General features: G+C 72.2%; 19 protein-coding genes. 8 read left to right on the forward strand and 11 right to left on the reverse strand.

What is annotated here, in order from left to right:
- Positions 1-41 precede the first annotated feature (41 nt).
- Positions 42-422 carry a VOC family protein gene (locus QFZ82_RS15705; protein ID WP_307713773.1) on the forward strand — a complete coding sequence of 127 codons (381 nt, stop codon included), beginning with the start codon at positions 42-44 and terminating at the stop codon, positions 420-422.
- A 100-nt stretch (positions 423-522) separates the two neighbouring features.
- Here the strand turns inward: QFZ82_RS15705 and QFZ82_RS15710 are convergent, their stop codons facing one another.
- Together QFZ82_RS15710 and QFZ82_RS15715 are read right to left on the reverse strand one after the other, a co-directional pair.
- Positions 523-873 carry a DUF1330 domain-containing protein gene (locus tag QFZ82_RS15710; protein WP_307713774.1) on the reverse strand — a complete coding sequence of 117 codons (351 nt, stop codon included), beginning with the start codon at positions 871-873 and terminating at the stop codon, positions 523-525.
- Between the two features lie 103 nt (positions 874-976).
- Positions 977-2029 (reverse strand): NAD(P)-dependent alcohol dehydrogenase, encoded by a 1053-nt coding sequence (locus QFZ82_RS15715; RefSeq protein WP_307713775.1) that lies wholly within the window; start codon positions 2027-2029, stop codon positions 977-979.
- Between the two features lie 127 nt (positions 2030-2156).
- Between QFZ82_RS15715 and QFZ82_RS15720 the strand changes: the two genes are divergently transcribed.
- Entirely contained in the window at positions 2157-3020 is an 864-nt protein-coding gene (locus tag QFZ82_RS15720) for a helix-turn-helix transcriptional regulator (RefSeq protein ID WP_307713776.1), read from the forward strand.
- 6 nt (positions 3021-3026) lie between these two features.
- Here QFZ82_RS15720 and QFZ82_RS15725 read toward each other — a convergent pair whose 3' ends face one another.
- The 3 genes from QFZ82_RS15725 to QFZ82_RS15735 all read right to left on the reverse strand — a co-directional run bounded on the left by QFZ82_RS15725 (position 3027) and on the right by QFZ82_RS15735 (position 6175).
- Entirely contained in the window at positions 3027-4025 is a 999-nt protein-coding gene (locus QFZ82_RS15725) for a GNAT family N-acetyltransferase (RefSeq protein WP_307713777.1), read from the reverse strand.
- 149 nt (positions 4026-4174) lie between these two features.
- Positions 4175-5443, reverse strand: coding sequence for an Ig-like domain-containing protein (locus QFZ82_RS15730; protein ID WP_307713778.1), 1269 nt, complete (start codon positions 5441-5443; stop codon positions 4175-4177).
- 348 nt (positions 5444-5791) lie between these two features.
- A complete protein-coding gene (locus tag QFZ82_RS15735) occupies positions 5792-6175 on the reverse strand; it encodes a hypothetical protein (RefSeq protein ID WP_307713779.1) in 384 nt (127 codons plus the stop codon).
- Between the two features lie 108 nt (positions 6176-6283).
- On the opposite strand from QFZ82_RS15735, the gene QFZ82_RS15740 reads away from it, so the two are divergent.
- Complete coding sequence (locus tag QFZ82_RS15740; protein ID WP_307713780.1) at positions 6284-6571, forward strand: LAETG motif-containing sortase-dependent surface protein; 288 nt, start codon at positions 6284-6286, stop codon at positions 6569-6571.
- Between the two features lie 66 nt (positions 6572-6637).
- Here the strand turns inward: QFZ82_RS15740 and hutH are convergent, their stop codons facing one another.
- From hutH to QFZ82_RS15765, 5 genes are all read right to left on the reverse strand, one after another.
- A complete protein-coding gene (hutH, locus tag QFZ82_RS15745) occupies positions 6638-8209 on the reverse strand; it encodes a histidine ammonia-lyase (protein WP_307717732.1) in 1572 nt (523 codons plus the stop codon).
- A gap of 72 nt (positions 8210-8281) precedes the next feature.
- Positions 8282-9454: a diguanylate cyclase domain-containing protein gene (locus tag QFZ82_RS15750; RefSeq protein WP_373429289.1), complete on the reverse strand. Its 1173-nt coding sequence runs from the start codon at positions 9452-9454 to the stop codon at positions 8282-8284.
- A 47-nt stretch (positions 9455-9501) separates the two neighbouring features.
- A complete protein-coding gene (locus QFZ82_RS15755) occupies positions 9502-10302 on the reverse strand; it encodes an enoyl-CoA hydratase/isomerase family protein (protein ID WP_307713782.1) in 801 nt (266 codons plus the stop codon).
- A gap of 421 nt (positions 10303-10723) precedes the next feature.
- Positions 10724-11884 (reverse strand): adenylate/guanylate cyclase domain-containing protein, encoded by a 1161-nt coding sequence (locus QFZ82_RS15760; protein ID WP_307713783.1) that lies wholly within the window; start codon positions 11882-11884, stop codon positions 10724-10726.
- 171 nt (positions 11885-12055) lie between these two features.
- A complete protein-coding gene (locus tag QFZ82_RS15765; RefSeq protein ID WP_307713784.1) occupies positions 12056-12928 on the reverse strand; it encodes a biotin--[acetyl-CoA-carboxylase] ligase in 873 nt (290 codons plus the stop codon).
- Positions 12929-13062: 134 nt separating this feature from the next.
- Between QFZ82_RS15765 and QFZ82_RS15770 the strand changes: the two genes are divergently transcribed.
- The 4 genes from QFZ82_RS15770 to QFZ82_RS15785 all read left to right on the forward strand — a co-directional run bounded on the left by QFZ82_RS15770 (position 13063) and on the right by QFZ82_RS15785 (position 16075).
- Positions 13063-14655, forward strand: coding sequence for an acyl-CoA carboxylase subunit beta (locus QFZ82_RS15770; RefSeq protein WP_307713785.1), 1593 nt, complete (start codon positions 13063-13065; stop codon positions 14653-14655).
- A gap of 12 nt (positions 14656-14667) precedes the next feature.
- Positions 14668-14877, forward strand: a complete 210-nt coding sequence (locus QFZ82_RS15775; RefSeq protein ID WP_307713786.1) for an acyl-CoA carboxylase epsilon subunit — start codon at positions 14668-14670, stop codon at positions 14875-14877.
- 153 nt (positions 14878-15030) lie between these two features.
- Positions 15031-15159: a morphogenic membrane protein MmpB gene (gene mmpB, locus QFZ82_RS15780; protein ID WP_256356346.1), complete on the forward strand. Its 129-nt coding sequence runs from the start codon at positions 15031-15033 to the stop codon at positions 15157-15159.
- Positions 15160-15466: 307 nt separating this feature from the next.
- A complete protein-coding gene (locus QFZ82_RS15785; RefSeq protein ID WP_177152088.1) occupies positions 15467-16075 on the forward strand; it encodes a nucleoside triphosphate pyrophosphatase in 609 nt (202 codons plus the stop codon).
- 3 nt (positions 16076-16078) lie between these two features.
- On the opposite strand, the gene QFZ82_RS15790 is transcribed toward QFZ82_RS15785, so the two are convergent.
- A complete protein-coding gene (locus QFZ82_RS15790; RefSeq protein ID WP_307717733.1) occupies positions 16079-16513 on the reverse strand; it encodes a hypothetical protein in 435 nt (144 codons plus the stop codon).
- 357 nt (positions 16514-16870) lie between these two features.
- On the opposite strand from QFZ82_RS15790, the gene QFZ82_RS15795 reads away from it, so the two are divergent.
- Positions 16871-18622, forward strand: a complete 1752-nt coding sequence (locus QFZ82_RS15795; RefSeq protein ID WP_307713787.1) for a biotin carboxylase N-terminal domain-containing protein — start codon at positions 16871-16873, stop codon at positions 18620-18622.
- Positions 18623-18633: the final 11 nt, after the last annotated feature.

Here is an 18633-nt window from a genome sequence, read left to right on the forward strand (position 1 = left end):
GGTGAGGCGGGATTGTCAGTGGCGTGTGTCACGCTCGGGCCATGATTGACCACATCTCGGTCCAGGTGGCGGACCCCGCGGCGAGTGCCGCGTTCTACGACCGGGTCCTCGCCGCGCTCGGCGCCAAGCGGCTGTTCGAGCATGACGAGGGCAGGGTGATCGGGTACGGGACCTCGTTCCCGTCCTTCTGGATCGGCCCGGTGACGACGGGCGGGCAGGCGCGCGAGGCCCATCTCGCGTTCTCCGCGCCCGACCGCGCCGCCGTGCGGGCCTTCTTCACGGCGGCGGTGGACGCGGGTGCGGAGGTGCTGCACGAGCCGCGGGTGTGGCCCGAGTACCACCCGGCGTACTACGGGGCGTTCGTGCGCGACCCGGACGGCAACAACGTGGAGGCGGTCTGCCACGTGCCGGAGCAGCCGTAGCGGGTGCGGGCGCGTCCTGCGGCCGCCCCGCCGGGCCGGTCCGCGCCATGGGCGGCGCGGTCGAGCACGGTGGTCGGCCGGGCCCGCCGGAGGATGCGCATCATGCCGCGGACTGCGCGGCGCGCAGCCGGGCCGCGGTAGCCGAGGCGTCGTAGCCGGGTGCGACCCCGTCGACGAGGACCACGTCGCCCGCCATGTGGCGGGTGCGCAGCGGTATCAGCTCCTGGTAGGCGGCGGACGCGTACCAGGCGCGCGCCTCGTCGATGCCGGGGAAGCCGATGACGACGAGCCCGCCCGGCCAGCTGCCTTCGAGGACCTCGACGGTGGCGCCGTGGACGAGGAAGCGGCCCCCGAAGGGGGCGAGGGTCGACTGGATGCGCTCCATGTAGGCGAACACCTCCTCGTCGAGGCGGGCTGCGGGGTACAGGTGGCCGACGGCGTACGCGGTCATGGTGTCCTCCCGGGATCGGGGCCGTTGCGGTGCCTCGATCCTGCCGGGAACGACGGCGCCCGGCGATTACCCGTGAGGTAACCGCCGGGCGCCGGCGCGTGCGTCAGATCGTCGCCGTGTCGATGACGAAGCGGTAGCGGACGTCGCTCGCGAGCACCCGCTCGTACGCCTCGTTGATCTGGTCGGCCCGGATCAGCTCGATCTCGGCCCCGAAGCCGTGCTCGGCGCAGAAGTCGAGCATCTCCTGCGTCTCGCGGATGCCGCCGATCATGGAGCCCGCGAGGGTCTTGCGGCCGCCAATGACGGAGAACAGGTTGAGGGAGACCGGCTCCTCGGGCGCACCGACGTTGACGAGGGCGCCGTCGGTCTTCAGCAGGCTCATGTACTTGTCGAACGGCAGCGGTGCGGACACGGTCGACACGATCAGGTCGAAGGTGCCGGCCAGCGCCTCGAACGTCGCGTCGTCGCTGGTCGCGTAGTAGTGGTCGGCGCCCAGCGCGAGGCCGTCGTCCTTCTTGCGCAGCGTCTGGGACAGCACGGTCACCTCGGCGCCGAGCGCGTACGCGATCTTGACGCCCATGTGGCCGAGGCCGCCGAGTCCGACGATGGCGACCTTCTTTCCGGGGCCGGCGTTCCAGTGGCGCAGCGGCGAGTACAGCGTGATGCCGGCGCACAGCAGCGGCGCGGCCTCGTCGAGGGACAGAGCCTCGGGAATGCGGACGGTGTAGTTCTCGTCGACGACGATGTGCGTGGAGTAGCCGCCGTAGGTGGGCTCCCCGTTCTTGTCGAGCGCGTTGTACGTGCCGGTCCCGCCCCGGGTGCAGTACTGCTCCAGGCCCTGCCGGCAGTACTCGCACTCGCGGCAGGAGTCGACGAAGCAGCCGACGCCGACGCGGTCGCCCACCACGAACCTGGTGACGCCGGGTCCCACCTCGGTGACCACGCCGGCGATCTCGTGGCCCGGGACCATCGGGTAGATGCCCTGGCCCCAGCCGTCGCGGGCCTGGTGGATGTCGGAGTGGCAGATGCCCGCGTACTTGATCTCGATCAGGACGTCGTGCTCCCCGACGGCACGGCGGGGGATGGTCGTGCGCTCCAGCGGCGCGCCCGCTGCGGGAGCCGCGTAGGCAGGGACAGAGGAAACGTTCGTGGTCATGGCCACAAGCCTGTCCGGTCCGGTGCCGGACACCCAGCCCCCTGCTGTGCCTACGTCCGCTGTGCCTACCACTGGCAGGGTCAGGACGGTACGACCGCACCGCCGCGCGACCCGGAATACTTGCTGCATGGACCAGCGTGCCGAACTCAGCGAATTCCTCCGGTCCCGGCGGGCCCGGCTGAAGCCGGAGGACGTCGGGCTGCCCGATTTCGGGCGTCACCGGCGGGTGCCGGGACTGCGCCGCGAGGAGCTGGCACAGCTGGCCGGTGTGTCCGTCGCGTACTACACGCGCCTGGAGCAGGGCAACGGGCAGAACGTGTCCACGGAGGTGCTGGATTCCATCGCCCGTGCGCTGCGCCTGACGGAGACGGAGCACGCGCATCTGACCCACCTGGCGAAGCCGAAGGCCAAGAAGAAGCGGGCGGCCGCGGCCCGGCCGCAGAAGATCCGGCCCCAGCTCCAGCAGCTGATCGACGCGATGGAGACGGTGCCCGCGCTGTTCCTCGGGCGGCGGCTGGACATCCTGGGGTGGAACCGCATGGCCCGCGCGCTGCTCGGCGACTTCGCGGCGATGGCGCCGGAGGAGCGCAACATGGCCCGGTTGATCTTCCTCGACCCGAACGCCCGCTCGCTCTACGCCGACTGGGAGTCCAAGGCGGTCGAGGTGGTGAGCGTGCTGCGGCTGTGCGCGGGCTGCTATCCGGACGACCCGCAGTTGTCGGCGCTGGTGGGCGAATTGTCTGTCAAGAGTGAGGAGTTCCGCTCGATGTGGGCGGCGCACACGGTGCAGGACAAGGGCCACGGCGTCAAGCGGCTGCACCATCCGCTGGTGGGCGAGCTGACGGTGGCGTACGAGACGCTGAGATTCCCCGACGACCACGACCTGTCGCTGGTCACGTACCACACCGAGCCGGGCAGCCGCTCGGAGGAGTCGTTGCGACTGCTGTCCGGCTGGGGCGTGGACGAGGCGGTGGACGCGGACGCCCGCTGAGCGGCGTCACTCCTTGAGCGTGGCCTGGAAATAGCCGGCCGTCCGCTCGCGCCGGTAGCCGAGGCGTTCGTTGACGGCCAGCATCGGGCCGTTGTCGTCAGCGACGGTCGTGCCGATCTCCCGCACGCCGGGGCACGCCGCGGCGACGACGCCCAGCATGTGGTGCTTGACGGCCGCGCCGAGACCGCGCCCGCGGTGGACGGGAACGACGACGGTGTCGTACTGGAGCGCCCTGGTGTCCGAGGGATCGCGCAGGACGAGCTCGGTGTAGGCGGCGACGGTCTCGGCTCCCTCCGCCCGGTGGAGGACCGCCGAGGACAGGATGACGCCGCCGCGGTCCCCCACCACCTGCGCCGCGGCGCGCACGCGTGCCGCGTCCCAGGCGCGCGGGGCCTGGTCCATGTCGCCGGTGGGCGCGTCCCGCATGGCGTCGTGGGCCTCGGCGAAGGCGTCGGCCAGCCGGTCGGGCACCACGCCGGTCCAGTGCGCGCAGGCGTACCCGTCGGGCAGGACGGGCTCCGCCGGGCGGGCGGCGAGCGCGGCGGGGATGTTCTGTACGTACCAGCCGAGCGGGAGCACGTTCTCGAAGCCGAGGCCGCGGGCGAACATCTCGCCCCGGCCGCCGCGTTCGACGACGGTGGACACGGAGGTCCGCCCGTCGTCGGCGAGCTGCGCGCGGGCGGCCTTCCACAGCGCGGCGCCGGTGCCCCGGTTCCTGGCGCGCGGGTGCACTACGAGGACGTCGAGGAAGGCGGTGTGCCGGTTGGCGTCCTCGTCGAACAGCACGAGCGTGGCCACGCCGTCGTACGAGCCGTCGGCGGCGACGGCGGCGAGGTGGACGGCGCGGGTGCGGGGCCCGGGGTGGCGGAGCTTGCCCGCGCTCTCGGCCCGGCCGGGCGGAGGCACGGTGGCGGGCAGGTCGTGCGTATGGGCGGCACGGACGACGTCGTGCCAGGCGTCGACGGCGTGGTCGGCGGGTGCGGCGGGCAGGCGCAGGACGGTCATCCGGTGGACGCTACGGGTCCGGGCGGGCCGCCGCAGGCGATTCGCGCCGCCGGCCGGGCCCCGGGCGGACTCGGGCCCGGCCCCGCACACGAAAGCGGCGGCCCCCGTGTCCGGGTGCCGCCGCTTCGTCGTCGTGTACGGGGCCTGGGTCAGACGGCGGAGCCGGCCTTCCACTGCGCCCAGTCCATGTTCCAGCCGTTCAGGCCGTTGTCCGGCTTGATGGTGGTGTCCTTGGAGTTCTTCACGATCACGACGTCGCCGATGATCGAGTTGTTGTAGAACCAGGCGCCCGGCTGCTTGGGGTCCTTCGCGCCCTTGACGTCGTTGAGGCCGACGCAGCCGTGGCTGGTGTTGGCGTTGCCGAAGACGGAGTCGGCGCCCCAGTAGTTGCCGTGGATGAACGTGCCCGACGTGGACAGCCGCATCGCGTGCGGGACGTCCTTGATGTCGTACTCGCCCTTGCCGTCGTCGTCGGTGAAGCCGACGGTGGCACCGTTCATCCGGGTCTCCTTGAACTTCTCGGAGATCACCATCTGACCGTTGTACGTGGGGTTCTCCGGCGAGCCGGCGGAGATCGGGATGGTCTTGACCGTCTTGCCGTCCTGCGTGACCGTCATGATCTTGGTGCTCGCGTCGACGGTGGAGACCTGGTTGCGGCCGATCGTGAACGAGACCGTCTTCTGCTGGACGCCGAAGACGCCGTCGGAGCCCTCGACGCCGTCGAGCGCGAGCTTCATGGTGACGGTCGAGCCCTCGGCCCAGTACTGCTCGGGGCGGAAGTCCAGACGCTGGTTGTTGAACCAGTGCCCGACGACCTCCTGGCCGCTGCTGGAAGTGACGGTGATGCCGGATTGGACGGCCTCGCGGTCGGTGATCGGCTTGTTGAAGGTGATCGAGACCGGCATGCCGACGCCGACGGTGGAGCCGTCCTCGGGCGTGAAGTTGCCGATGAAGCTGTTCGCCGGCGAGACGGTGGTGAAGGACGCGTTCTCGTGGGCCTCCAGGCCCGCGGCGTCCTTGGCCGTCGCGGCGATCTTGTACGTGGTGGAGCGCTGCAGCTGGCCGTCCGGCTTCCAGCTCTTGCCGTCGGAGGAGAGGGTGCCCGCGACGGCCGTGCCGTCCGCCGTGGTCATGGTGACCTCGGTCAGGGTGCCGTCGGTGACGGTCACCTTGGCGGCGTTGTTGATGCTGGCGTTGGTCGAGCCGTTCTTCGGCGAGATCGCTATTCGGGCCTTGGAGACCTCCTTGGCCGCCGCCTCGTCGACCTCGGCCTGCGACGCCTTCGACCTCTCGGCGCCGGCTTCCTTGTCCCCGCCCCCGTCACTGCATGCGGAAAGCACCAGCACGCCGCCGAGCACCGCGGATGCGGCCATCAGGCCCCTGCGCCGCTTGCTGTCCGTCATCACACGCTTCTCCATCGTTGCCGATTCCCCTGACCCTCATCCATGGACAACCCCCATCTCGGGGCATCCGGTTCCCCATCCGCAAGGGATGTGGGAAAAAACACCACTGCCTGGCGGCGTGACCCCCGACACCCACCTCACCGATGTGATCGACGCTGCTCCCGTCCCGACGGTTGCACGTGTCCCACAGATTCGGCGCGGTAATTCCGCGTCCCGGCGCGCCTGCCCGGCGGACCGGGACCTGAAGCGTGTCGTCTCGCGGAGGGCCGGCTGCCTCGCGTGCCACGGCGGGCGTCCGTTCCCCCTCCCATCATCCCTCTCGCCGGACCCGGCCCCGCGCACGGCTCCTGTCCCGGCCCCGCGCTACTGCCTCCGCTCGTCCTCGGCGTCCTCGGCGTCCTCGTCGTCGTACTCGTCGTCCTCGTCGCGGAGGCCGTCGAGGTCGTCGTCGAGGTCCCACTCCTGGGCCTCGGGGTCGTAGTCGACCTGCTCGCTGCTCCAGGACGCCTGCGCCAGCTCCACCCCGGGCACCTCGGCGACCAGGTCGAAGGGGTCGACGAGATACGCGAGGGCCTCCGCCTCGTCCTCGCGCACCGCGGACCGCGCGTGGGTGCGCTCCTCGTCCGGCATGAACTCGTCGGCGGCGATGCGCTCCAGTGCCGCGCCGGTCAGGACCTCGGAGTCCTCGATCTCCAGCACCAGCTCCACCCGCAGCCGTACAAACCGTGATGTCTCAGAAGTCGTCATGGAGCGGAGCGTAGGGTGCCCGGCCGCCCGGCTTTCCCGCGACCCGCTGCTTTCACTAGCATCAGCTCACCCGGCCAATTCGAGGATGCCTCAAGGGGGATCGAGTCCGTGTCCGTCGCACGTCGACCGCTGCTGACCGCCACTGCCGCAGGGACCCTGCTGTGTGCGCTGTGGTTCGTCCCCTCGGCGAACGCCACTGCCGAGAGGCAGGGCGCGCATCAGTCCGGCGCCGGCCCGGCCGCCGACTCGGAGACCTCGGGCGCGCAGGAGCTGCGGCTCGCGGAGACCGGCAGCGTGGACACCACCCCGTACGTGGTCGGCGGGACGGCCTTCCTGGCGGTCGGCGCCGGTTTCGTGGCGTACTCCGTGCGCCGGCGCGGCGAGTACGCCGTCTGACGCCCACCCGACGCGCCGAAAGGGCCGCTCCGCCGTCGCCGGCGGGACGGCCCTTCCGCTCGGGCGTCAGGCCAGCGGTCCGGTCACCGGCTCCACGGCCGCGACGAGCCTCCCCTCCCGTACGAACGCCTCCGCGGCGTCCAGGTCGGGCGCGAGGAAGCGGTCCGGGCCCGGCCCCTCGACGCCGGCCGCGCGCAGAGCGGCGATGGCGGCCTGCGAGGCGGGGGCCGGGGTCAAGTGGCGGCGCAGCTCGATGGCGCGGGTCGCCGCGTACAGCTCGACGGCGATGACGCGCGCCAGGTTGCCGACGGCGGTGCGCAGCTTGCGGGCGGCGGACCAGCCCATGGAGACGTGGTCCTCCTGCATGGCGGAGGACGGGATGGAGTCGGCGGACGCCGGGACGGCGAGCCGCTTCATCTCGCTGACCAGGGCGGCCTGTGTGTACTGGGCGATCATCAGGCCCGAGTCCACGCCGGCGTCGTCGGCGAGGAACGGCGGCAGGCCGTGCGAGCGGTTCTTGTCCAGAAGCCGGTCGGTGCGGCGCTCGGAGATCGAGCCGAGGTCGGCGGCGGCGACGGCGAGGAAGTCCAGGACGTAGGCGACGGGCGCACCGTGGAAGTTGCCGTTGGACTCCACCCTGCCTCCCCCAGAGCCTTCGGCCTGGGAGGTACCCCCACGCAGCACGATCGGGTTGTCGACGGCGGAGGCGAGCTCGCGGTCGGCGACCAGGCGGGCGTGCGCCATGGTGTCGCGGCCGGCGCCGGCGACCTGCGGGGCGCAGCGCACCGAGTACGCGTCCTGGACGCGGGGCGCTTCCTCCTCCTGGAAGTGGCCGGTGAGGCCCGAGCCCTTGAGGACGGCGAGCATGTTGGCGGCGGAGGCGCCCTGGCCGGGGTGCGGGCGGACGGTGTGCAGCTCGGGAGCGAGCACCTTCTCGGTGCCGAGCAGCGCCTCCAGGGACAGCGCGGCGGTGATGTCGGCGGACTTGTAGAGGCGGTCGAGGTCGGCGAGGGCCATGATCAGCATGCCGAGCATGCCGTCGGTGCCGTTGAGGAGTGCGAGGCCCTCCTTCTCGCGCAGCTCCACGGGCTCGATGCCGTGCTCGGCGAGCAGCTCGCCGGCGGGCCGCACGGTGCCGTCGGGGCCCTCGGCGTCGCCTTCGCCCATGAGGGCGAGCGCGCAGTGCGACAGCGGCGCGAGGTCGCCGGAGCAGCCGAGGGACCCGTACTCGTGGACGACGGGCGTGATGCCCGCGTTCAGCACGTCGGCCATGGTCTGCGCGACCTCGGGGCGTACGCCGGTGTACCCCGAGCACACGGTCTTGAGCCGCAGGAACATCAGGGCGCGCACGACTTCGCGCTCGACGCGCGGGCCCATGCCGGCGGCGTGCGAGCGGACGATGTTGCGCTGGAGCTGGGCACGGAGCTCGGGGCTGATGTGCCGGGTGGCGAGGGCGCCGAATCCGGTGGAGACCCCGTAGACGGGCTCGGGCTTGGCGGCCAGGGCGTCCACGATGGAGCGGGCCTCGGCGAGGGCGGTGCGGGCTTCGGCGGAGAGCTCGACGCGGGCGCCTTCGCGGGCCACGGCGATGACGTCATCGGCGGTGGTACCGGACGTCCCCACCACGACAGTTTGCATATCCATATTCAGCAGCGTACGGACTGAATCCCAACCTGTCACCAGTCGGCTCGGGACCCGCCCCTCACCGCCTCACGGCTCGCTCCAGGGCTCCTGGGCCTCCGCATCCTCCTCCGGGCGGGCGTCACGGAAGCGGCGGCGGTACTGCGGGGAGCGCGGCGGGCTGTCGGCGAGCCGCATGACGGCGCCGTCGCGGCCGGCGACCACGGGACGGGGCGACCGGGCCGCCTTCGCCCGGTACTGGGCGGCGTCCGCCAGCCGGAACAGCCGCCGGCCCGAGTGGACCTGGCCGATCGGGTCGCCGGTGGACGCCACCCCGCACGCGACCCCCGCCCCGAGCTCCAACTCGGCGGCCCTCACACACAGTTCGTCCGCCGTCTTGATCACCTCGTCGGCCGAGGGACCCACACTGACCAGACAGAACTCGTCACCGCCGAGGCGCGCCGCGAGGGCGCCCGGCAGCATCGCGCCGCACCGCGAGAGCACCGAGCCGAAGCGCTCCAGCAGACGGTCGCCGACCGCGTGCCCGAGTGTGTCGTTGACCTGCTTGAGGCCGTTGAGGTCGCACACCACGAGGCTCACCACCGAGTCGTCCCTGCGGTGCTGCTCCAGCGCCTCGTCCAGGCGGGTGTCCACGGCGCGGCGGTTGGCGAGGCCGGTCAGCGGGTCCGTGTACGCGAGCCTGCGCACCTCCTCCAGCCGCTCGGTCTGCACGATGCCCGCGGCCACGACCGAGGCGAGCACGGTGGCGAAGTCGGCGTCCTCCCGGTCGAAGACGGGGGCGCCGAGCGGCCGCGCCACGTACAGCTCGCCCCAGGCCCGGCCGTGCAGCACGATCGGGGCCACGACGCAGCAGCCGCGCCGGCGCCTGCGCAGCGCGGAGACCCTCTGGTGGCAGTAGCCGTGCCCCTCGGTGGCCGGTCCGTCCGCCGTCTCCACCCAGGCGTCGGGCTCGCCGCCGCCGGCCCACTGCTCGTGCAGGAACTCGGTGATCTCGGGAAATCGGTTCACCGGGTACGTCTCCGACTCGGGGAACTCCTCCTCCCCCTCGGCCCGTTGCCCGGCGTTGACCAGCACCTTGAGCCGGCCCCGCTCGCGCTCCCACACGGAGAGCGCGGCGAAGGTGCCGTCCAGCGCGACGCAGCCGCCCAGGGCCGCCGCCCGCCAGGACTCGCGCGGCGTGTGGGCGGCCGCCATCGCCTGCGCCAGTGCCACCACGGCCCGCAATCGCTGATCCTCAGCCATCACCCCAGCTTAGGGAGGTTTCGGCCGATTTGATCCGTTGACGCGGGTCACTCACCAGGCCAGGCGGGCTTCCGCTTCTCGTTGAACGCGGCGACGCCCTCGGCGCGGTCGCCGGAGAAGGCCGTCGCCCGCCAGGCCGCGTCCTCGACCTCGAGCCCCGCGCGCAGATCGAGCCCCTGCCCGAGCCGCATGGCCTTCTTGGCGTTGCGCAGGCCCACCGGCGAGTTGACCGCGATCCGCGCGGCGAGCGCGAGGGCCCCGGTGCGGGCGTCCTCCGCGAGCACGTCGACGAGCCCCAACTCCCGTGCCTCCGCCGCCTCCACACGCCGCGCGGTGAACACCAGCTCGGCGGCCCGCGCGGCCCCGACCCGGCGGGGCAGCAACTGGGTCCCGCCGCCGCCGGGGATCACGCCGACGGAGACCTCGGGCAGGCCGACCACGGCGGTCTCGTCGGCGACGATCACGTCGCAGGAGAGCGCGAGCTCGAACCCGCCGCCGAGGGCGAAGCCGTGCACGGCGGCGACGGTGGGCATGGGCAGCTCCAGCACACCGGTGTACGCCCCGCGGGCGGTGGGGCGCTGGCGCACGAGGTCGGCGTCGGAGAAGGAGTTGCGCTCCTTGAGGTCGGCGCCGACGCAGAAGGCGCGGTCGTTGCTGGAGGTCAGCACGGTGACGCGCACGTCCCGGTCGCCTGCGAGCGCGTCACAGGCGGCGCCGAGGGAACGGGCCATGTCGGTGGACACGGCGTTCATGGCCTTGGGCCGGTCGAGCACGAGCTCGGCGACGTGCCCCTGCTCGTGCCTGCGGACGACGACGAACTCCCCGAAGCGCTGCTCGGACTCCGACATGACAGCCACCCTCCCGGTTAACGCTGGTTCACTCCGCGCAGCCTAGCGCCCCACCGCCCGTGCCCCCGAGGCTTCCCCCGTTCCGGCGCAGCGCAGGGCCCGCATCCGACGCCACGGCCCCGGAGCCGACGCGGCGGCGCCGCGGAGCCGGGCACCACGGCGGCTCGGCCCCGCCGAGCCGCCGAGCCCGGAGTGCAACGCGCACCGCGAAGCGGCCGCTCCGGGGACGGCGCACGCGTGCTCAAGCCCCCCAGCTGGGGCCCTGCGCCGAAACCGGAGCCCCGCGCCGTGGAACAGGCGCGCCACAGGGCCAGGGGCCGCCCAGCCCGGAGGGCAACGCGCGTCGCGAAGCAGGCGCGTCAGGAGCCAGGAGCGCGGCGGTCTCGTCAGAGATGCGGGGAAGGGCGGGGTAGGGGGACTCTCACGCGGTGGGGCGCCGCGACAGCAGCCACGGCTCCACCACGCCCAGGCCGCGCACTGGGCGCTGCCACATCGGCTGGAGGCCGTAGCGGTAGGGCAGCGGCTCGTCGCTCTCCTTCTCCGCCGCAGCCGCCTCCGCCTCCGACCTCGGCGCGTCGCCCGTCCTGATCAGTTCCTCCGCGAAGGCGCCGTCCACCAGCACCGCGTCCTTCGGCGCTATCGACGTCAGCCGGCTCGCCAGGTTCACCGTCGTACCGAACACGTCGCCCATCCGCGTCGTGACCGTCCCGAACGCGATGCCCACCCGCAGCGCCGGCATCGTCTCGTCCTGGGTCATCGCGTCGATGAGCCGGAGCGCGATCTCCGCCGCCGTGCGGGCGTCGTCCGCCGCGTACAGGACCTCGTCGCCGAGGGTCTTGATGAGGCGGCCGCCGTGCGCCGCGACCAGGTCCGCGCACGTCGTCTCGAAGGACTCGACGAGCTCGCCCAGTTCCTCCTCCTCCAGGCGGCGCGTCAGCCGCGTGAAGCCGACGAGGTCCGCGAAGCCGACGGCGAGACGGCGGTCGACCATCTCCTCGTCGTCGGCGGCCTGCACGACCCGGCCGGTCGCCGCGGCGAGCTGGCGCCGCCAGACGTAGACGAGGAACTCCTCCAGCTCGGGCAGGAGCAGTTCGACGAGCGGATACGTGACCTCCGTGCGGGTCATGCCGGGCTCGGGCGGCTCCGTCAGCCCCTCCAGGAAGGAGTCGATCTGCCATTCGGCCAGCCGGGCGGTGGTCTGCCCGGTGGACCGGGCCACCTGCACGGCCATCGGCTCGCTCAGCAGGCCGGCCTCGACCAGACCGGCGAGCCGTCGCAGGGCCAGCACGTCGGCCTCGGTGAGCGCCTTGGCCTGGCCGATGTCGGCGAAGCCCATCGCCCGCCAGAAGCGGGAGGCCAGCTCCATGGAGACGCCCGCCGTCCGGGCGGCCTGGAAGGCGGTGTAGCGCCGCTCCGCGCCGAGGATGAGCTGTTCCAGGCGGATCGCCAGCGGGTCGTCGGTCGGCTCCGCCGTGTGGTCGACCTCGTGGTGCGGTGTCGGATGCACCGACCCGGAGCCGGAGCCCGCACCGGAGCCGGTGCCCCGATCGCCCGCGCCGGAAGTGGTGTCGTCGACGGTCACCACCCGCCTCCTGCCCGTTCCCTGCGCACTGCCCTGCCGATCTGTCGCTCGATCGCCTCAACGATACGGCAGGTGTGCCCCAGCTCACGTCCCGAGCGACGGACCGGATTCGCGGAGGTGGACGCACCACGTGGCCGCCGCCGCGCCCGCGCGGGCGCGGCGGAGTCCGCTTCAGTCCGCCGGCCGCAGATGCACGATGTCGCCCGCGCTCACCGCGATCCGCTCGCCGTTCCCGGCCGCCACCAGCACCACCCGGCCCTGACCGTCCACGGCCACGGCCTCCCCGGTGAAGGAGCGCCCGCCGGGAAGGTCCGCGCGCACCGTGCGCCCGAGGGTCGCGCAGCCCGCCGCGTACGCCTCCTGGACCCCGGACGCGGCCGGGTCGCCGCCGGCCGCGCGCCACTCGCCGTACCAGTGCTCCAGCGAGCGCAGCACGGCCCGCAGCAGGGGGTCACGGTCGGTGGACACGGCGTTCGCGAGCGCGAGGGAGCCCGCGGTGGGTACGGGCAGTTCGTCGGCGCGCAGGGTCACGTTGATGCCCATGCCGAGGACCACCGCGTCGTCCCCGGCGCGCTCGGCGAGGATGCCCCCGGCCTTGCGTTCCTCGCCGTCGACGGTCACCAGCAGATCGTTGGGCCATTTGAGGGACATGTCGGTGCCCGCGGACCGGGCGAGGCCGGTCGCGGCGGCGACTCCGGCGAGCAGCGGGAGCCAGCCCCAGCTCTCGGCGGGCACGCTGCCGCCGGGCCGCAGGAGTACGGAGAAGAACAGGCCGGAGCGCGCCGGCGCGCTCCAGGTGCGGTCCAGGCGCCCACGGCCCGCCGTCTGCTCCTCGGCGACGAGCACCGCGCCCTCCGGCAGGGACGCGGCCCGCGCCGCGAGGTCGGAGTTGGTCGAACCGGTGGCCGCGACCACGTCGAGCGAGGTCCACAGTGAGCCGGGGGCCAGCAGACCCCGGCGCAGCGCGGGGACGTTCAGAGGGGGGCGGTCGAGGTCGGACCAGCGGCTTGCGGGCGCGCCGTCAGGCGCATTGTCTGGCGTCATGCAAGCCAGGTTAGGTGTGGTAAACGCCGCACTGCCGAACGGTATCCGCGCCGATACGCTACGAGTCAGTAGCAACGGAACAGCTCATCGACTTCCATTACCGTCCCCGTGATCAGCCAGGGAGCCGCATCCCGATGTCCGAGCCGGAACAGATCGACATCCACACCACCGCGGGAAAGATCGCGGATCTCCAGCGCCGTATCGACGAGGCGACGCACGCCGGCTCCGCACGCGCCGTGGAAAAGCAGCATGCGAAGGGCAAGTTGACCGCCCGCGAGCGGATCGATCTGCTGCTGGACGAGGACTCGTTCGTGGAGCTGGACGAGTTCGCGCGCCATCGTTCGACCAACTTCGGTCTGGAGAAGACCCGCCCGTACGGCGACGGCGTCGTCACCGGTTACGGCACGGTCGACGGCCGTCCTGTGGCCGTCTTCTCGCAGGACTTCACCGTCTTCGGCGGCGCCCTCGGCGAGGTCTTCGGTCAGAAGATCATCAAGGTGATGGACTTCGCGCTGAAGACCGGCTGCCCGGTCATCGGCATCAACGACTCGGGCGGCGCGCGCATCCAGGAAGGCGTCAGCGCGCTCGGCATGTACGGCGAGATCTTCCGCCGCAACACCCATGCGTCCGGCGTCATCCCGCAGATCTCGCTGGTCGTGGGCCCGTGCGCGGGCGGCGCCGTCTACTCCCCCGCGATCACCGACTTCACGGTGATGGTGGACCAGACGTCGCACATGTTCATCACCGGCCCCGACGTCATCAAGACGGTCACCGGCGAGGACGTCGGCTTCGAGGAGCTCGGCGGCGCGCGCACGCACAACACCACGTCCGGCGTGGCGCACCACATGTCGGGCGACGAGAAGGACGCGATCGAGTACGTCAAGCAGCTGCTGTCGTACCTGCCGTCCAACAACCTCTCCGAGCCCCCGGCGTTCCCCGAGACCTCCGACACGGCGGTCGGCGACGAGGACCGGGAACTGGACACGCTCATCCCGGACTCGGCGAACCAGCCGTACGACATCCGCACCGTGATCGAGCACGTGCTGGACGAGGGCGAGTTCCTGGAGACGCAGGCGCTGTTCGCGCCGAACATCGTCACCGGCTTCGGGCGGGTGGAGGGCTTCCCGGTCGGCATCGTGGCCAACCAGCCGATGCAGTTCGCCGGCTGCCTGGACATCAACGCCTCGGAGAAGGCGGCCCGTTTCGTGCGCACCTGCGACGCGTTCAACGTGCCGGTGCTGACCTTCGTGGACGTGCCGGGCTTCCTGCCGGGCGTGGACCAGGAGTACGGCGGCATCATCCGGCGCGGAGCGAAGCTGATCTACGCGTACGCCGAGGCGACCGTTCCGCTCATCACGGTCATCACGCGCAAGGCGTTCGGCGGCGCGTACGACGTCATGGGCTCCAAGCACCTGGGCGCCGACCTGAACCTGGCCTGGCCCACCGCCCAGATCGCGGTCATGGGCGCGCAGGGTGCGGTGAACATCCTGCACCGCCGCACCATCGCGGCCGTGGAGGGCGTGGAGGAGCAGGAGGCCACCCGGGCCCGGCTGATCCAGGAGTACGAGGACACCCTGCTGAACCCGTACACGGCGGCCGAGCGCGGCTACATCGACGCGGTGATCATGCCCTCGGAGACGCGGACGCAGATAGTGAAGGGGCTGCGCCAGCTGCGCACCAAGCGGGAGAGCCTGCCGCCGAAGAAGCACGGCAACATCCCCCTCTAGGAGGCCAACGAGATGATCAAGGTCGTACGAGGCAACCCCACCCCCGAGGAGCTGGCCGCCGCACTGGCGGTGGTCCAGGCCCGGGCCGCGGCCACCGCGCAGGCCGCGGCCGGGACGTCGGCGCCGGTGATCGAGGGCTGGTCGGACCCGGCGCGGATCGCGCGCACCCGCAGGCCGATGCCGGGCCCGCGGTCGTGGGCGCGCAGCTACTGGCCGGTCTGAGGCCCTGAGCGGAAGGGCCGGGCCCGCGTCGCGGGGGCCCGGCCCTTGTCCATGCCCGGTACGGACGCGCTGGAGGTGCTCCGCGCGGGGGTCTTCGTGGGTTGAGTACGCGTACTCAGGCGCGAGGCGGCTCGCGGCCGCAGCATCGAAGGCATGCTGTGGTCCGACCCGAAGAACGAGCCTCCGAAGGAGCTGCGCGACATGCAGGCGATGCTCCGTCGCGCGGGGATCCTGCTGGCGCTGGCGATGGTGGTGGGGATGTTCGTGGCGGGCGTGCGGTGAGGCCGTTCCCCGACCCCGCCCTCCCCGGCCTGGCGGCCGCGGGCGGTGCCCCCATCCCGAACCGGGGCAAGCCCCGGCCCCCGTGGGCCTGCGCCCTGCCGGGTACGGGCTTCGGGGCTCTGCCCCCGAATCAAGCCCCGCCGGCGCTTGAGGCGTGGGGCTTGGGGCCGAGCCCAAACGAAAGCGCCGCGCAGACCAGCCCCGCCGGCGCTTGAGGCGCGGGCCCGGCCGGAGCCGCGCAAGCGCGTCGGCGCCGGAAGATCGGGAGGACCCCGCAGGGGGCCCGGTGGGCACCTAACATGGGCGCATGACCTCCCCCGCCCGCCCGCGTCTCGTGCTCGCGTCCGCCTCCCCCGCGCGGCTCAACCTGCTCAAGCAGGCCGGACTCGATCCGCACGTCATCGTCAGCGGCGTCGACGAGGACGCCCTCACCGCCCCCACTCCCGCCGAGCTCGCGCTCGTGCTCGCCGAGGCCAAGGCCGCCGCCGTCGCCGCGCGGCCCGAGGCGGCCGGCGCGCTGCTCATCGGGTGCGACTCCGTGCTGGAGCTGGACGGCCAGGCACTCGGCAAGCCCGCCGACGCCGAGGACGCCACCGCCCGGTGGAAGGCGATGCGCGGCCGGGCCGGCGTGCTGCAGACCGGGCACTGCCTCATCGACACGGCAACCGGCAGGCAGGCGTCCGCGACCGCCTCCACGATCGTGCGGTTCGGCGAGCCGACGGACGACGAGATCGCCGCCTACGTGGCCAGCGGCGAACCCCTCCACGTCGCGGGCGCGTTCACGCTCGACGGGCTCTCCGCTCCCTTCGTCGAATCCATCGAGGGCGACCACGGCAACGTCATCGGCCTCTCCCTGCCGCTGCTGCGCAGGCTCCTCGCCGAGCTGGGCTTCTCGATCACCGACCTCTGGGTCTGACCGTCACGCGGGCGCGGCCTCGGACGGGGCCGCCTCGCGTCCGGGCCCGTCCTCCGTGCCGTACGCGATCAGCGACAGCACCAGCAGGCCGAGCACGCCCATCATGTACGCGAACGCCGGCCACCCGACCAGGCCCACCGTGAGCGCCCCCAGCACCCCGTGCACGACCGCGCAGCCGATCAGCACGATGCGGGCGAAGCGGCCCGGCGCCCGGTCGCGTATGCCCGTCACCAGCAACAGGACGCCGCACAGCGCGAGGAACAGCCCCGAGCCGATCCCCATCCCCCACGTGCCGGCCACCATCGCGTCCGGGTCGAGGCCGTCCAGCGACATGCTCTGCACCTCGACGAACCGGGCCATGATCCCGTTGAGTACGACGATGCCGACGGCCTCCACCCACAGGACGAGCGCAGCCACGACGGCCACCGGTCTGCGCACCACGGCGCCCCCAACCCTCAGTTACCGGACGTACGTACGACAGCGTGAGGCTACTCACGGGTAAACACGGGGACAAGAGGTGTGACACTCTCTGTCACACGGCAAAGAATGATTGGGCCATTCGTAGGGACTCGACAAAGAAACCCGTTCGGCCGCTGGGCCCCCGAACAGAGACCTTGGCCACACCAGAGGGCTACTGTGCGAGGGAGGAACCCGTCGTACCGTGGTGCGACAAGGGATTTCGCGATCGAGCGAGCCTCGAATCACGCTCCGTGTGGGCAAGCTCACCATTGGGGACGGGTCGAAAGGCCGTGTCGGCAGTCCCTAAACTCAGCTTGTTTCAAGGAGGGAGCCATCGTGCGCAAGGTGCTCATCGCCAACCGTGGCGAAATCGCTGTCCGCGTTGCCCGTGCCTGCCGGGACGCCGGGATCGGATCCGTAGCCGTCTACGCCGATCCGGACCGGGACGCTCTGCACGTCCGCGCAGCCGACGAAGCGTTCGCCCTGGGCGGTGACACCCCGGCCGCCAGCTATCTGGACATGGCCAAGGTGCTTCAGGCCGCGGCCGATTCGGGAGCCGATGCCGTCCACCCCGGCTACGGCTTCCTGTCCGAGAACGCGGAGTTCGCCCAGGCCGTCATCGACGCGGGCCTGACCTGGATCGGCCCGCCGCCGCAGGCCATCCGCGACCTCGGCGACAAGGTCGCGGCCCGGCACATCGCCCAGCGCGCCGGCGCCCCGCTCGTCGCGGGCACGCCCGACCCGGTCTCCGGGGCGGACGAGGTCGTCGCGTTCGCGCAGGAGCACGGTCTGCCGATCGCCATCAAGGCCGCGTTCGGCGGCGGCGGCCGCGGGCTCAAGGTCGCCCGCACGCTCGAAGAGGTCCCCGAGCTCTACGACTCCGCCGTCCGCGAGGCCGTCGCCGCCTTCGGCCGCGGCGAGTGCTTCGTCGAGCGCTACCTCGACAAGCCCCGTCACGTCGAGACCCAGTGCCTGGCCGACCAGCACGGCAACGTCGTGGTCGTCTCCACCCGTGACTGCTCGCTCCAGCGCCGCCACCAGAAGCTGGTCGAGGAGGCCCCGGCCCCCTTCCTGACGGCCGAGCAGAACGCCGAGCTGTACCGCGCGTCGAAGGCCATCCTCAAGGAGGCCGGCTACGTCGGCGCCGGCACCGTCGAGTTCCTGGTCGGCGTCGACGGCACGATCTCCTTCCTGGAGGTCAACACCCGTCTGCAGGTCGAGCACCCGGTCACCGAAGAGGTCACCGGCCTCGACCTGGTGCGCGAGATGTTCCGTATCGCCGACGGCGAGGAACTCGGCTACGACGACCCGGCCGTGCGCGGCCACTCCTTCGAGTTCCGCATCAACGGCGAGGACCCGGGCCGGGGCTTCCTGCCCGCGCCCGGCACCGTCACCACCTTCCGCCCGCCGACCGGCCCCGGCGTCCGCCTCGACGCGGGTGTCGAGTCCGGCTCGGTCATCGGCCCGGCGTGGGACTCCCTGCTCGCCAAGCTGATCATCACCGGCGCCAGCCGTGAGCAGGCGCTGCAGCGCGCGGCGCGTGCGCTCGCGGAGTTCGAGGTGGAGGGCATGGCGACCGCCATTCCGTTCCACCGCGCGGTCGTGGCCGACCCGGCGTTCACCGCGGACCCCTTCCGGGTCCACACCCGCTGGATCGAGACCGAGTTCGTCAACGAGATCAAGCCGTTCGCCGTCCCCGCGGAGGCCGAGGAGGACGAGGCCGGCCGCGAGACGATCGTGGTCGAGGTCGGCGGCAAGCGCCTGGAGGTCTCCCTCCCGTCGTCGCTGGGCATGACGCTGGCGCGCACCGGCCTCGCGGCCGGCGCGAAGCCGAAGCGCCGCGCGGCGAAGAAGTCCACGTCGGCCGCCTCCGGCGACACCCTCACCTCCCCGATGCAGGGCACGATCGTCAAGGTCGCGGTCGAGGAGGGCCAGGAGGTCACCGAAGGCGACCTCATCGTCGTCCTCGAGGCGATGAAGATGGAGCAGCCGCTGAACGCGCACCGCTCCGGCACGATCAAGGGCCTGACTGCGGAGGTCGGCGCCTCGCTGACCTCGGGCGCCACGATCTGCGAGATCAAGGACTGACCCAGCACGTC

Source organism: Streptomyces sp. V4I23 (assembly GCF_030817975.1).
Lineage (GTDB): Bacteria > Actinomycetota > Actinomycetes > Streptomycetales > Streptomycetaceae > Streptomyces.